The sequence below is a fragment of the Streptomyces chumphonensis genome, assembly GCF_014779715.1.
Classification (GTDB): domain Bacteria; phylum Actinomycetota; class Actinomycetes; order Streptomycetales; family Streptomycetaceae; genus Streptomyces; species Streptomyces chumphonensis.
Genome location: NZ_JACXYU010000005.1, coordinates 282,962 through 295,385, shown reverse-complemented (window position 1 = coordinate 295,385; position 12,424 = coordinate 282,962). Strand labels below are relative to the sequence as shown.

The following is a 12,424-nucleotide window of genomic DNA, read 5'->3' as shown; positions in this document are numbered from 1 at the left end:
GACGGTACGTCACCCGGGCTCCGCTGCGGTGTCATCCCTGTGCCTGGCGCGGCAGGTCGAGTCCGGCGCCGTCGGCCGCGTCGCAGAACTCCCGCACCGCGCTGGTGCGGGCGACCACGCGGCCCCGGTGGAGCACGACGCGGCTGTATCCCAGGGACAGGACGCCCGGCACCGTCTGCCCCCGGACGGCGAGCAGTTCGGCGGGGAAGCCGGCCTCGACGCGCACCGGGGGGAGCCCGAGGGCGCGCCGGGGCTCGGCGCTGACGGCCGCGTAGGCGTCCTCGGGGCCGGCCTCGGCGCGGGACGCCAGGAGGAAGGCGGCCTCCAGGGGGTCGCCGCGCCCGACGGGGTTGGCGGCGTCGCGCAGGGCTCCGCTGCCCGCGGCGACGTGGACGCCGGCCGAGCGGAGCAGCCGCAGCGGCACCCACCCGCCCGTGTCGGGCTGGCCGGTCGTGCCGTCGAGCACGCAGCCGCCCTGGGGCAGGGTGACGACGCTGACGCCGGACGTGGCGAGCCGTCCGGCGAGGTGGGCGGCGACGTCGTGCGGGAGCCGGGCGAGCCCGCAGCAGGGGCCGATGGTGACGTGGGGCCGCAGCCCGCCGGCCATGGCGGCGAGCCGGGCGAGCCGGGCCGGGTCGGGGGCGTCGGTGTGGAGGTCGACGGCGCGGCCGTGTTCGGCGGCGAGTTCGAGGACGGCCTCGGCGTGGCCCGACGGGTCGGGGTCGAGGTCGGGGCAGCCGCCGACGACGTCCACGCCCATCCGGAGGGCGTCGCGGAGCATGGCGAGCCCGTCGGCTCCGGCCGCTCCGGTGAGTTGGCGCGGTACGGCGACGACGCGCAGCTCCGTCAGCCCGCGCAGTGCGCGGCGGGCACCGAGGACGGCCTGGAGCGAGCGGAGTCCGGTCACGTCGCCGATGCGCACGTGGGTGCGGATGGCGGTGGCGCCGTGGCCGAGCTGGAGGAGGGCGGCCTGGGTGGTGCGGCGCTGGACGTCGACGGGTTCCAGGGACGGCGGTCCGTCGACGTCGGCGGTGAGGGCGCTGTCGTGGTGGGCGTGGGGTTCGGCGGGCGCGGGCAGCAGGAGGTATCCGCCGAGGTCGACGCGGGTGCCCCGGGCGCGCGCGTCGGTGTCGGCGAGGCTTCCGGCGGTGCCGACGGCCTCGATGCGGCCGCCGGTGACGCGGACGTCGACGGTCCTGCCGTCGGCGAGACGGGCGCCGCTGAGGACCAGGCCGCCCGCCTCGTCGTTCGCTCCGGCGCGTCCGTGGCGCCCGGGTTCCTGGGGCTGGCTGTCCGGCATCGGGCTCCCGCTGGGTGCTGTGCCTCGGTCGAGGAGTGTCGGTGGGGGCGTCCCGGGCCGACGGTGTGGCGCGGTGGCGTGCACGGTCCGTGGGCGGGGTCGGACCGAGCGTAGGACGCGGTGGGTGCCCGGTGCGCGCAGTCGCGAGGCGGTCGGCATAAGTCGTACCGGCGGGGGCGCCCGGTGCGGCTCGGGCGGGACCGCCTCCGGCCCACGTCCGCCGACGTGGCGGGCGGCTCCGGCGGGTGCTGGGAGGGCCGCTGCGAGGGGGCTCCGGGGGCCTCCGCGAGGGGCGCCTCACGGCGCTGTACTGATTTCACCTTCGGCGGCGGAGCGTGTAGTGTCTTCCTCGCTCGCCCCAATAGCTCAGTCGGCAGAGCGTCTCCATGGTAAGGAGAAGGTCAACGGTTCGATTCCGTTTTGGGGCTCTGATGTGAGAGGCCGTCCGCCAGGTGGCGGGGGGCCGGTCACATCGTGGCGGCGTAGCTCAGTCGGTAGAGCAAACGGCTCATAATCGTTGTGTCACCGGTTCAAGTCCGGTCGCCGCTACTCACCACTCAGTAGCCGATTGTGGGGTCGGTCCTTCGATCGGCTACTCTTTCTGCGTTAAACACCATTCGTTCGCGTCAAGGAGCACTCAACGTGGCTGCCACGGACGTCCGCCCGAAGATCACGCTGGCCTGCGTGGAGTGCAAGGAGCGGAACTACATCACCAAGAAGAACCGGCGTAACAACCCGGACCGTCTTGAGATGAAGAAGCACTGCCCGCGCTGTAACGCGCACACCGCGCACCGCGAGACGCGCTGATCACCGGGCTGATCACAGCAATCGTCGAGGCCGCCCCCGTCGTCGGGGGCGGCCTCACGGCGTTCGCCGTCCCCGTGGCCGGTCGCGACCGGCCACGGGGACGGCTGACGTCGGGCACCAGCACGCCGGATTCCAGCAGGAGGTAGCGGGCCATGGCCCTCGACCAGTCGTTCGTCGGGCGGAGCTACCCGCCCACCGCTCCCTACGAGGTCGGCCGGGAGAAGATCCGGGAGTTCGCCGAGGCGATCGGCGACGCCCATCCCGCCTACACCGACCCGGAGGCGGCGAAGGCGCTCGGCCACGAGGACGTCGTCGCGCCGCCCACGTTCGTGTTCAGCATCACCTACCGGGCCGCCGCCGAGGTCGTGCAGGACCCGGAGCTCGGGCTGGACTACAGCCGCGTCGTCCACGGCGACCAGCGCTTCGCCTACGTCCGCCCGGTGCGGGCGGGCGACCGGCTCACCGTCACCTCGACGGTCGAGGCCATCCGCTCCATGGCGGGCAACGACATCCTGGACATCCGCGGGGACGTCCACGACGAGCTGGGCGAGCTCGTCGTGACCGCCCACACGAAGCTGGTCGCCCGCGCGGCGGCGGAGGAGAGCTGAGATGGCCGCCACACGCCGCTACGCCGACGTCGAGCCGGGCACCGAGCTGCCCGTGCGGACGTTCCCCGTCACCCGGGAGACGCTGGTGCGGTACGCCGGTGCCTCGGGTGACTTCAACCCGATTCACTGGAACGAGCGGTTCGCCCGCGAGGTGGGCCTGCCGGACGTCATCGCGCACGGCATGTTCACGATGGCGTCGGCCGTCCGCGTCGTCACGGACTGGGTCGGCGACCCGGGTGCCGTCGTCGAGTACGGGGTGCGCTTCACCAAGCCCGTCGTGGTCCCGGACGACGTCGAGGGCGCTGTGATCGAGGTCTCCGCCAAGGTCGGCGCGAAGCTCGACGACGAGGCGCGCACCGTCCGCGTCGACCTGACGGCGACGAGCGCCGGGCAGAAGGTCCTCGGCATGGCCCGCGCCGTCGTCCGGCTCGCCTGACCCCGCTCCCCGGCGGCCCCACCCGTACGCTGGTGCCCGTGCAGAAGCTTCTCGACGCCCCGCTCGCCCCGCTGACCACGTTCCGGCTCGGCGGGCCGGCGCGGTGCCTCGTCCACGCCACCACCGACGACGAGGTGATCGACGCCGTGCGCGCGGCGGACGCCGCCGGTACGCCGCTTCTGCTCATCGGGGGCGGCAGCAACCTCGTCATCGGGGACGACGGGTTCGACGGCACCGCCGTCCGCGTCGCGACGACCGGCCTCACCCTGGACGGGACGCGGCTGGAGCTGGCGGCGGGGGAGAACTGGTCGGAGGCCGTCGCCCGCACCGTCGAGGCCGGGCTGGCGGGCGTCGAGTGCCTGGCCGGCATCCCCGGCTCGGCGGGCGCGACGCCGATCCAGAACGTCGGCGCGTACGGGCAGGAGGTGTCGTCCGTCATCACCGAGGTCGTCGCCTACGACCGGGCCGAGGACCGCACGGTGACGATCCCGGCCGCCGCGTGCGGCTTCTCCTACCGGCACAGCCGCTTCAAGGCCGAGCCGGACCGCCACGTCGTGCTGCGGGTGCGGTTCGCGCTGGAGGACGCCGGCGGGCTCTCCGCCCCGATCCGGTACGCCGAGACGGCGCGGGCCCTCGGCGTCGGGGTCGGCGACCGGGTGCCCGCCGCCCGCGCCCGCGAGACCGTGCTCAAGCTGCGCGCCGGCAAGGGCATGGTGCTCGACCCGGAGGACCACGACACGTGGTCGGCCGGGTCCTTCTTCACCAACCCCGTCCTCAGCGAGGCCCAGCACGCCGCGTTCACCGCCCGCGTCGCCGCACGCCTCGGGCCCGACGTGGCGGCTCCCGCCTGGCCCGCCGGGGAGGGCCGCGTCAAGACCTCGGCCGCCTGGCTGATCGACCGCGCGGGTTTCACCAAGGGGTACGGCACCGGCGGGGCCCGCATCTCCAGCAAGCACACCCTCGCCCTGACCAACCGGGGCACGGCCAGCACGGCGGAGCTGCTGGACCTCGCCCGGGAGGTGCGGGACGGCGTCCGGGCGGCGTTCGGCGTCACGCTCGTCAACGAGCCGGTCACCGTGGGCTGCGCGCTGTAGCGGCCGTCCGCGCCCGGCCCGCACCCCGGCCCGTCAGGACGCGAGCCAGGCGTCGACCCCCGCCAGCAGCTCCGTCCGCACCGGCCCGGGGGCCAGCGAGCCCCGCAGGGACTGCCGGGCCAGCTCCGCCAGCTCCACGTCCGTGAAGCCGTGGTGCTCGCGGGCCAGCTCGTACTGGGCGGCCAGCCGCGAACCGAACAGCAGCGGGTCGTCCGCGCCCAGGGCCATCGGCACCCCCGCGTCCCACAGCGTGCGCAGGGGGACGTCCTCGGGCTTGTCGTACACCCCGAGCGCCACGTTGGACGCCGGGCACACCTCGCACGTCACCTGGGCCTCGGCCAGCCGGGCCAGCAGCCGGGGGTCCTCGGCCGCGCGGACGCCGTGGCCCACGCGGTGGGCCCGCAGGTCGTCCAGGCAGTCGCGCACGCTGCCGGGCCCGGCCAGCTCGCCGCCGTGCGGGGCGGCGGCCAGCCCGCCGTCCCGGGCGATGGCGAAGGCCCGGTCGAAGTCGCGGGCGAAGCCGCGCCGCTCGTCGTTGGAGAGCCCGAAGCCGACGACCCCGCGGTCCCGGTAGCGGACCGCGAGCCGGGCCAGGGTGCGGGCGTCCAGCGGGTGCTTCATGCGGTTCGCGGCGACGAGGACCCGGATCGGCAGCCCGGTGGCGCGCTCGGCGGACTCCACGGCGTCCAGGATGATCTCCAGCGCCGGGATGAGGCCGCCGAGCCGCGGCGCGTACGAGGTCGGGTCGACCTGGATCTCCAGCCACCGCGAGCCGTCCGCCACGTCCTCCTCGGCGGTCTCCCGCACGAGCCGCTGGATGTCCTCCGGCCGGCGCAGGCAGGAGCGCGCCATGTCGTAGAGGCGCTGGAAGCGGAACCAGCCGCGTTCGTCCGTGGCACGCAGCTTCGGCGGCTCCCCGCCGCGCAGGGCGTCCGGCAGGTGGACGCCGTACTTGTCGGCCAGCTCCAGCAGGGTGCCGGGGCGCATGGAGCCGGTGAAGTGCAGGTGGAGATGGGCCTTGGGGAGCAGACGGACGTCACGCACGCGTTCCATCCCAAGATCCTGCCGCATCGGGCGGAGGGCGGGAAGTCGCTTTGCGCACAAGCCGCCCCGTGCGGTATCCGCGGCCCGGCGGACACCCTGCCGGGCCGGTGCGCCGCCGCACCGGCCCGGCACCGGGCTCAGCGGGCTTCGGCGAGCAGCTTCTGGATCCGCGAGACGCCCTCGACGAGGTCCTCGTCGCCCAGCGCGTAGGAGAGCCGCAGGTAGCCCGGGGTGCCGAACGCCTCACCGGGGACGACGGCGACCTCGGCCTCCTCCAGGATCAGCGCGGCCAGCTCCACCGTGTCGGCGGGCCGCTTGCCCCGGATCTCCTTGCCCAGGAGCCCCTTCACGGACGGGTAGGCGTAGAAGGCGCCCTCCGGTTCCGGGCAGACCACGCCGTCGATCTCGTTCAGCATCCGCACGATCGTGCGGCGCCGGCGGTCGAAGGCCTCCTTCATCTTCTCCACGGCCGTCAGGTCGCCGGAGACGGCGGCCAGGGCGGCGGCCTGCGCGACGTTGCTCACGTTCGACGTGGCGTGCGACTGCAGGTTCGTCGCGGCCTTGACGATGTCCTTCGGGCCGATGACCCAGCCCACGCGCCAGCCCGTCATCGCGTACGTCTTGGCGACGCCGTTGACGATCACGCAGCGGTCGGCCAGCTCCGGCACGACGACGGGCAGCGAGGAGAACTCCGCGTCGCCGTAGACGAGGTGCTCGTAGATCTCGTCCGTCATGACCCACAGGCCGTGCTCGGCGGCCCAGCGGCCGACGGCCTCGACCTGCTCGCGGGTGTACACGGCGCCGGTCGGGTTGGAGGGGGAGACGAAGAGCAGCACCTTCGTGCGCTCCGTCCGTGCGGCCTCCAGCTGCTCGACGCTGACGCGGTAGCCGGTCGTCTCGTCGGCCACCACCGGCACGGCCACGCCGCCCGCCAGCTTGATCGACTCGGGGTAGGTCGTCCAGTACGGGGCCGGGACGATGACCTCGTCGCCCGGGTCGAGCATCGCGGCGAACGCCTCGTAGATGGCCTGCTTGCCACCGTTGGTGACGAGCACGTTGGCGGCCTCGACGCGGTAGCCGGAGTCGCGCAGGGTCTTGTCGGCGATGGCGGCCTTCAGCTCGGGCAGGCCGCCGGCCGGGGTGTAGCGGTGGAACCTGGGGTTGCGGCAGGCCTCGACCGCCGCCTCGACGATGTAGTCGGGCGTGGGGAAGTCGGGCTCACCCGCGCCGAAGCCGATCACGGGCCGGCCGGCCGCCTTCAGCGCCTTGGCCTTGGCGTCGACGGCGAGCGTGGCGGACTCGGAGATGGCGCCGACGCGCGCCGACACGCGGTTGCCGGACGACGCGGTGGAGGACTGGTCTGAGGGGTTTGCAGCAGTCATGCGAAGCATCGTTGCAGACTCGACGACGGCCGGACACAACGGTTTCACCTTGCGGAAGCCGGGTCGCGCGGCCCGCCGCCCCGGCCCCCGCGCACCCGTCCGGGCGCCGGCGGCCCGGCCCCGGGGCGCCGGACGTGCGAGGCCGCGCCCGTCACGCAGGGCTACCTGTTCGACGGCAGCGCGGTGAGCACGTACACTCATCCCTCGTTGGCCTTCTCCGACCACGCGTCGGGCGCTCACCCGGGTGTCCGTCATGCGGTAGGTTGAGGGATCGGCAAAGGGTCGTAGCTCAATTGGTAGAGCACTGGTCTCCAAAACCAGCGGTTGGGGGTTCAAGTCCCTCCGGCCCTGCTCCACGCATCTCTTCCACCCCATAGGATGGTGCGTGCAGGCGTACGTTACAGAAATGCACCGCCGTGCGGCTGGGCTGAACGTCGCGCGGCCCCCGACCCCGGATCAGGTGAGGACAAGTGGCGGAGATCACGGATACTGCCGAGGTCCCCGAGCCCGGGCGTTCGTCGGACGACAAGAAGCCGCGGCGGGGCGGCAAGCGTGGCAAGAAGGGCCCTCTGGCCCGCCTCGCGCTCTTCTACCGACAGATTGTCGCCGAGCTCCGCAAGGTCGTCTGGCCCACGCGGCACCAGCTCACGACGTACACCACCGTGGTGATCATTTTCGTGCTGATCATGATCGGTATCGTGTTCGTGCTTGACTATGGCTTCAGTGAGGCCGTCAAGTTCGTCTTCGGCTGACACCCTCGCGGCGGCGCCGCTCCTGCGGAGCCGGTCCGTATGTTCGACCCCATAGAGCCAGGAAGAAGCAGCTACCGTGTCTGACCCGAACCTGAACGACGCTGTCGAGCCCGCACAGGGCCGCGAGACCGCGCTCGACTCCGTCGAGACCGCGGCAGACGACAGCGCCGGCCAGGCCGAGGCCGCGCAGGCCGACCAGGCCGACGACGCTGCGGACGCCACCGCCGATGAGGTGTCCGGCGCCGGGGAAGCCCCCGAGGCCGCGCAGGCCGACGACGTCGCAGACGCCGCCGAGGCACAGGACGCCACCGAGCCGTCCGACCAGCAGGCAGCCGACGAGCAGGCCGAGGACGCCGTCGAGGAGGAGCCCGTCGACCCGGTCGCGGCCCTGCGCGACGAGCTGCGCCACCAGCCCGGCGAGTGGTACGTCATCCACACCTACGCGGGCTACGAGAACCGCGTGAAGACGAATCTGGAGCAGCGGGCGGTCTCGCTCAACGTCGAGGACTACATCTTCCAGGCCGAGGTGCCGCAGGAAGAGGTCGCCCAGATCAAGAACGGCGAGCGCCGCACCGTCCGGCAGAACAAGCTGCCCAGCTACGTGCTGGTCCGCATGGAGCTGACGAACGAGTCCTGGGGCGTCGTCCGCAACACCCCGGGCGTCACCGGCTTCGTGGGCAACGCCTACGACCCGTACCCGCTCACGCTGGACGAGGTCGTCAAGATGCTCGCCCCGGAGGCCGAGGAGAAGGCCGCCAAGGAGGCCGCCGAGGCCGAGGGCCGCCCGGCACCGAGCCGCAAGCTGGAGGTCCAGGTCCTGGACTTCGAGGTGGGCGACTCGGTCACCGTCACCGACGGTCCCTTCGCCACCCTCCAGGCGACGATCAACGAGATCAACCCCGACTCCAAGAAGGTCAAGGGCCTGGTGGAGATCTTCGGTCGGGAGACGCCGGTCGAGCTGAGCTTCGACCAGATCCAGAAGAACTGAGCGCACCGAGCGCATCGGGAAGGGCCCCGGCGGACGGTTCCACCGTCCGCCGGGGCCCTTCCGCGTGCCTGCCCAGGCGCCCGGGGCCCGGCCCGGCCTGCCCGGTTTCGTGGTACGGCGGGCCATTCGCTATCGTGGTGCGGTATGCCTCCATCCGGATGACGGATGGTGGGCGAACCACTCTCACTCAAGACCCGGAGAGAGCATGCCTCCCAAGAAGAAGAAGGTCACGGGGCTGATCAAGCTCCAGATCCAGGCCGGCGCCGCCAACCCGGCTCCGCCGGTCGGTCCCGCGCTGGGCCAGCACGGCGTCAACATCATGGAGTTCTGCAAGGCCTACAACGCGGCGACCGAGTCGCAGCGCGGTTGGGTCATCCCGGTGGAGATCACGGTCTACGAGGACCGCTCCTTCACCTTCATCACGAAGACCCCGCCGGCCGCGAAGATGATCCTCAAGGCCGCGGGCGTGGAGAAGGGCTCCGGCGAGCCGCACGTCAAGAAGGTCGCGAAGATCACGCGCGACCAGGTGCGGGAGATCGCCACCACCAAGATGCCCGACCTGAACGCGAACGACCTGGACGCCGCCGAGAAGATCATCGCCGGCACCGCCCGTTCCATGGGCGTCACGGTCGAGGGCTGACCGCACCCGGTCACCAGCAGTTCCGTGGAAGGACCAAGCGCTGGTCCACACCACGACTCCGTACCTGAAACACAGGAGCAGAAGTGAAGCGCAGCAAGAATCTCCGCAGCGCGGACGCCAAGATCGACCGGACGCGGCTCTACGCCCCGCTCGAGGCCGTCCGCCTCGCCAAGGACACGACCGCCGTCAAGTTCGACGCGACCGTCGAGGTGGCCTTCCGCCTGGGTGTCGACCCGCGCAAGGCCGACCAGATGGTCCGCGGCACCGTGAACCTGCCGCACGGCACCGGCAAGACCGCCCGGGTCCTGGTCTTCGCGACCGGTGACCGTGCAGCCGCCGCGGAAGCCGCGGGCGCCGACATCGTCGGCTCCGACGAGCTGATCGACGAGATCTCCAAGGGCCAGCGCCTGAACGAGTTCGACGCGGTCGTCGCCACCCCGGACCTCATGGGCAAGGTCGGCCGCCTCGGCCGCGTGCTCGGTCCGCGTGGCCTGATGCCGAACCCGAAGACCGGCACCGTCACCCCCGACGTCGCCAAGGCCGTCACCGAGATCAAGGGCGGCAAGATCGAGTTCCGCGTCGACAAGCACGCGAACCTGCACTTCATCATCGGCAAGGTGTCGTTCGGTGAGCAGCAGCTCGTGGAGAACTACGCCGCGGCGCTGGACGAGGTCATGCGTCTGAAGCCGTCCGCCGCCAAGGGCCGTTACATCAAGAAGGCCACCATCACCACCACGATGGGCCCCGGCATCCCGGTCGACGGCAACCGCACCCGCAACCTGCTCGTCGAGGACGAGGCCGCCTGAGCCTCTCCCCGACGCCGGTTGGGACGAGCCCCCGCTCCCTGTGGAGCGGGGGCTTTCCCGTTGTCAGGGACACACGGGCATGGACTACGGTTGGCACATTCACTGACACATGTGGGGGAGAACGTGATGCGTCGTACGCGCACGACGGCACTGGCTGCCGTCAGCCTGACCGCGGCCCTGGTCCTCAGCGGCTGCACCGGGGGCGGGGAGAGCTCGGACGAGGGCGGCACGACGTCGTCGGCCCCGTCGCAGGCCGCCGAGAAGCGCTCGGCGCTCCAGGTCATGGCGGCGGCCACGAAGAAGACGACCGAGGCGAAGTCCGCCCGCCTCGAGATGACGATGACGGCGCCGGGCATGCCCGAGGCGATGGAGATGCAGGGCGTCATGTCCTGGGACCCGGTCGCCATGGACTTCACCATGAGCGGTGAGGCGTTCGCGGGGGCCGCGGGTGAGGAGTCCTCCGCGCCGTCCGAGATGCGCATGGTGTGGCTCGATGACGTCATGTACATGTACATGGGTGAGGTCATGGCGGCCGACACCGGCGGCAAGACCTGGATGAAGTTCGACATCGAGGCCATGGTCGAGGAGGCCGGTGACGAGGCGCTCGCCGACCAGATGACGGCCGGCCTGGACGAGATGGGCCGCAGCCCGGCCGAGCAGATGGCTCTGCTGCTGGACTCGCCGAACATCGAGCACGTCGGCGAGGAGAAGCTGGACGGCGCCGCCACGCAGCACTACCAGGGCAGCATCACCCTTGAGGAGCTGCTGGAGATCGAGGCGCAGAACTCCGCGTCCGGCGAGTACCTGACAGAGGAGAAGCGGGCGGAGCTCCTGGACGGCATGGACGAGTCGGGCATCGAGGCGATGGACCTCGACGTCTGGCTCAACGAGGACGACATGCCGGTGCAGATGACGGTGGTCATGGACAGCCCCGAGGGCAGCATGGAGATGACCCAGCGCATGACCGACTACGGCGTGAAGGTGGCTCCCGAGGCTCCGCCGGCCGACGAGACGATCGACTTCGTGGAGATGTTGGAGGAGCTCGGCGGTCCGGGCGCGCTGGAGCCCGGCGCGGTCTGACGCACCCGGCCTCCCGGTCCGACGTGACGGCGCCCGTGCCGTGACGTCGGACCGGGGCCGGATTTGCCTCCGCCGTGACGCCCCCCGTACAGTGTCGCGGTAGCCAAAGACCGCTGGTCGTTGCTGCGTGCCGTCGTCACAGTCGGCTCGCGGTGGCCTAAGGATTCGCTCGTCTGAGCGGACGGCCCGTGCAGGCACGTGAGGTTCATACTCCGGTACGGGCGGCGTTCCGTACTGTCGAGTCACGCCCCGTGCGCCTGCGCACCGGGGCGTTTCGCTTGTGTGCAGCTCCTTCCTGAAGTGCCCGATGGGGCGGTCCGGCGCGACGGACCGGTCGGCAGACCGGTCGAGGACCAACACCCGGAAGGAGGCGCGAGGCTCATGGCGACGCCCGACAAGGTCGCAGCCGTTGAGGAGATGACGGAGAAGTTCCGCAACTCCAACGCCGCTGTGGTCACCGCGTACACCGGACTTTCCGTGGCACAGCTCAAGGAGCTGCGCCGCTCGCTCGGTGACAACGCCCAGTACCGTGTGGTGAAGAACACGCTGACCAAGATCGCGGCCAAGGAGGCCGGGGTCACCACGCTCGACGAGTTCCTGACGGGCTCGACGGCGGTCGCCTTCGTGACCGGTGACCCGGTCGAGGCGGCGAAGGGTCTGCGTGACTTCGCCAAGACCAACCCCGCTCTCGAGCTGAAGGGCGGTGTCCTTGACGGCAAGGCACTGTCCGCGGACGAGATCAAGAAGCTTGCGGACCTCGAGTCCCGCGAGGTGCTGCTCTCCAAGCTGGCCGGTGGAATGAAGGCGTCCATGGCCAAGGCCGCGGCGACCTTCCAGGCCCCGCTCACGAAGTTCGTCCGCACCGCGGACGCGCTGCGTGCCAAGCAGGACGAGCAGGGCGGTGCCGGTACGCCGGCTCCCGCCGAGGCCGCGGAGTAACCGAACTTCCGGCTACCGCGCAGCCCAGCGGGCCCCCGTACGCCCGCCGACATGTACGACATCCGGCACCAGCCGAACGAGTGGAAGGACGCCATCATGGCGAAGCTCAGCCAGGACGAGCTGCTCGCGCAGTTCGAGGAGATGACCCTCATCGAGCTCTCCGAGTTCGTCAAGAAGTTCGAGGAGAAGTTCGACGTCGAGGCCGCCGCCCCGGCCGCCGTCGTCGCCGCTGCCCCGGGTCAGGGTGGTGGCGCCGCCGCCGCCGAGGAGGAGAAGGACGAGTTCGACGTCGTCCTCACCGCCGCCGGTGACAAGAAGATCCAGGTCATCAAGGTCGTGCGCGAGCTGACCTCCCTCGGCCTGAAGGAGGCCAAGGACCTGGTCGACGGTGCGCCGAAGCCGGTTCTGGAGAAGGTCGCCAAGGACGCCGCGGACAAGGCCAAGGAGTCCCTCGAGGGCGCCGGCGCCAGCGTCGAGGTCAAGTGACCCGCTGAACCCCCGCGGGGCGGGTGCCGACACGGCACGCGGCCCGCTCGTCGAGGGCGATC

The 12,424-nt window shown here is 71.7% G+C and carries 14 protein-coding genes and 3 tRNA genes; 14 read left to right on the top strand and 3 right to left on the bottom strand.

The genetic code is table 11. The features are described from left to right. Positions 1-31: 31 nt before the first annotated feature. Positions 32-1,300 (bottom strand): amidohydrolase family protein, encoded by a 1,269-nt coding sequence (locus IF129_RS13265; protein ID WP_191209792.1) that lies wholly within the window; start codon positions 1,298-1,300, stop codon positions 32-34. Between the two features lie 355 nt (positions 1,301-1,655). Between IF129_RS13265 and IF129_RS13260 the strand changes: the two genes are divergently transcribed. The 6 genes from IF129_RS13260 (at position 1,656) to IF129_RS13235 (ending at position 4,245) form a co-directional block, all read left to right on the top strand. Continuing rightward, a tRNA-Thr gene (locus IF129_RS13260) sits at positions 1,656-1,728 on the top strand. Positions 1,729-1,776: 48 nt separating this feature from the next. Further along, a tRNA-Met gene (locus tag IF129_RS13255) sits at positions 1,777-1,849 on the top strand. Between the two features lie 93 nt (positions 1,850-1,942). Then, on the top strand, positions 1,943-2,107 hold the full coding sequence (gene rpmG, locus IF129_RS13250; protein WP_003948671.1) for a 50S ribosomal protein L33: 165 nt from the start codon (positions 1,943-1,945) through the stop codon (positions 2,105-2,107). A gap of 152 nt (positions 2,108-2,259) precedes the next feature. Continuing rightward, positions 2,260-2,715 carry a MaoC family dehydratase N-terminal domain-containing protein gene (locus IF129_RS13245; RefSeq protein ID WP_191209791.1) on the top strand — a complete coding sequence of 152 codons (456 nt, stop codon included), beginning with the start codon at positions 2,260-2,262 and terminating at the stop codon, positions 2,713-2,715. A gap of 1 nt (position 2,716) precedes the next feature. Next, the gene (locus IF129_RS13240) at positions 2,717-3,151 is read left to right on the top strand and encodes a MaoC family dehydratase (protein WP_191209790.1); all 435 of its coding nucleotides are present in this window, start codon (positions 2,717-2,719) and stop codon (positions 3,149-3,151) included. Positions 3,152-3,189: 38 nt separating this feature from the next. Then, complete coding sequence (locus IF129_RS13235; RefSeq protein ID WP_191209789.1) at positions 3,190-4,245, top strand: UDP-N-acetylmuramate dehydrogenase; 1,056 nt, start codon at positions 3,190-3,192, stop codon at positions 4,243-4,245. 33 nt (positions 4,246-4,278) lie between these two features. Here the strand turns inward: IF129_RS13235 and IF129_RS13230 are convergent, their stop codons facing one another. Both IF129_RS13230 and IF129_RS13225 read right to left on the bottom strand, forming a co-directional pair. Further along, on the bottom strand, positions 4,279-5,298 hold the full coding sequence (locus IF129_RS13230) for an adenosine deaminase (protein ID WP_191209788.1): 1,020 nt from the start codon (positions 5,296-5,298) through the stop codon (positions 4,279-4,281). Between the two features lie 128 nt (positions 5,299-5,426). Continuing rightward, positions 5,427-6,671, bottom strand: coding sequence for a pyridoxal phosphate-dependent aminotransferase (locus IF129_RS13225; RefSeq protein ID WP_191209787.1), 1,245 nt, complete (start codon positions 6,669-6,671; stop codon positions 5,427-5,429). Between the two features lie 278 nt (positions 6,672-6,949). Between IF129_RS13225 and IF129_RS13220 the strand changes: the two genes are divergently transcribed. From IF129_RS13220 to rplL, 8 genes are all read left to right on the top strand, one after another. Further along, a tRNA-Trp gene (locus IF129_RS13220) sits at positions 6,950-7,022 on the top strand. 119 nt (positions 7,023-7,141) lie between these two features. Next, a complete protein-coding gene (secE, locus tag IF129_RS13215) occupies positions 7,142-7,423 on the top strand; it encodes a preprotein translocase subunit SecE (protein WP_191209786.1) in 282 nt (93 codons plus the stop codon). A 76-nt stretch (positions 7,424-7,499) separates the two neighbouring features. Next, the gene (nusG, locus tag IF129_RS13210) at positions 7,500-8,411 is read left to right on the top strand and encodes a transcription termination/antitermination protein NusG (protein WP_191209785.1); all 912 of its coding nucleotides are present in this window, start codon (positions 7,500-7,502) and stop codon (positions 8,409-8,411) included. 205 nt (positions 8,412-8,616) lie between these two features. Beyond that, positions 8,617-9,051: a 50S ribosomal protein L11 gene (gene rplK / locus IF129_RS13205; protein ID WP_191209784.1), complete on the top strand. Its 435-nt coding sequence runs from the start codon at positions 8,617-8,619 to the stop codon at positions 9,049-9,051. Positions 9,052-9,134: 83 nt separating this feature from the next. Continuing rightward, positions 9,135-9,857 carry a 50S ribosomal protein L1 gene (rplA, locus tag IF129_RS13200; RefSeq protein WP_191209783.1) on the top strand — a complete coding sequence of 241 codons (723 nt, stop codon included), beginning with the start codon at positions 9,135-9,137 and terminating at the stop codon, positions 9,855-9,857. 126 nt (positions 9,858-9,983) lie between these two features. Continuing rightward, positions 9,984-10,937 (top strand): hypothetical protein, encoded by a 954-nt coding sequence (locus IF129_RS13195; RefSeq protein ID WP_191209782.1) that lies wholly within the window; start codon positions 9,984-9,986, stop codon positions 10,935-10,937. Positions 10,938-11,318: 381 nt separating this feature from the next. Beyond that, a complete protein-coding gene (gene rplJ / locus IF129_RS13190) occupies positions 11,319-11,876 on the top strand; it encodes a 50S ribosomal protein L10 (protein WP_191209781.1) in 558 nt (185 codons plus the stop codon). A 96-nt stretch (positions 11,877-11,972) separates the two neighbouring features. Beyond that, positions 11,973-12,362 (top strand): 50S ribosomal protein L7/L12, encoded by a 390-nt coding sequence (gene rplL / locus IF129_RS13185; RefSeq protein ID WP_191209874.1) that lies wholly within the window; start codon positions 11,973-11,975, stop codon positions 12,360-12,362. Positions 12,363-12,424: the final 62 nt, after the last annotated feature.

Bases quoted from the DNA above. Each gene is read 5' to 3' on its own strand.
- IF129_RS13265 (WP_191209792.1), bottom strand. From the start codon at position 1,300: ATGCCGGACAGCCAGCCCCAGGAACCCGGGCGCCACGGACGCGCCGGA.
- IF129_RS13245 (WP_191209791.1), top strand. From the start codon at position 2,260: ATGGCCCTCGACCAGTCGTTCGTCGGGCGGAGCTACCCGCCCACCGCT.
- IF129_RS13240 (WP_191209790.1), top strand. From the start codon at position 2,717: ATGGCCGCCACACGCCGCTACGCCGACGTCGAGCCGGGCACCGAGCTG.
- IF129_RS13230 (WP_191209788.1), bottom strand. From the start codon at position 5,298: ATGGAACGCGTGCGTGACGTCCGTCTGCTCCCCAAGGCCCATCTCCAC.
- IF129_RS13225 (WP_191209787.1), bottom strand. From the start codon at position 6,671: ATGACTGCTGCAAACCCCTCAGACCAGTCCTCCACCGCGTCGTCCGGC.
- rplK (WP_191209784.1), top strand. From the start codon at position 8,617: ATGCCTCCCAAGAAGAAGAAGGTCACGGGGCTGATCAAGCTCCAGATC.
- IF129_RS13195 (WP_191209782.1), top strand. From the start codon at position 9,984: ATGCGTCGTACGCGCACGACGGCACTGGCTGCCGTCAGCCTGACCGCG.
- rplJ (WP_191209781.1), top strand. From the start codon at position 11,319: ATGGCGACGCCCGACAAGGTCGCAGCCGTTGAGGAGATGACGGAGAAG.
- rplL (WP_191209874.1), top strand. From the start codon at position 11,973: ATGGCGAAGCTCAGCCAGGACGAGCTGCTCGCGCAGTTCGAGGAGATG.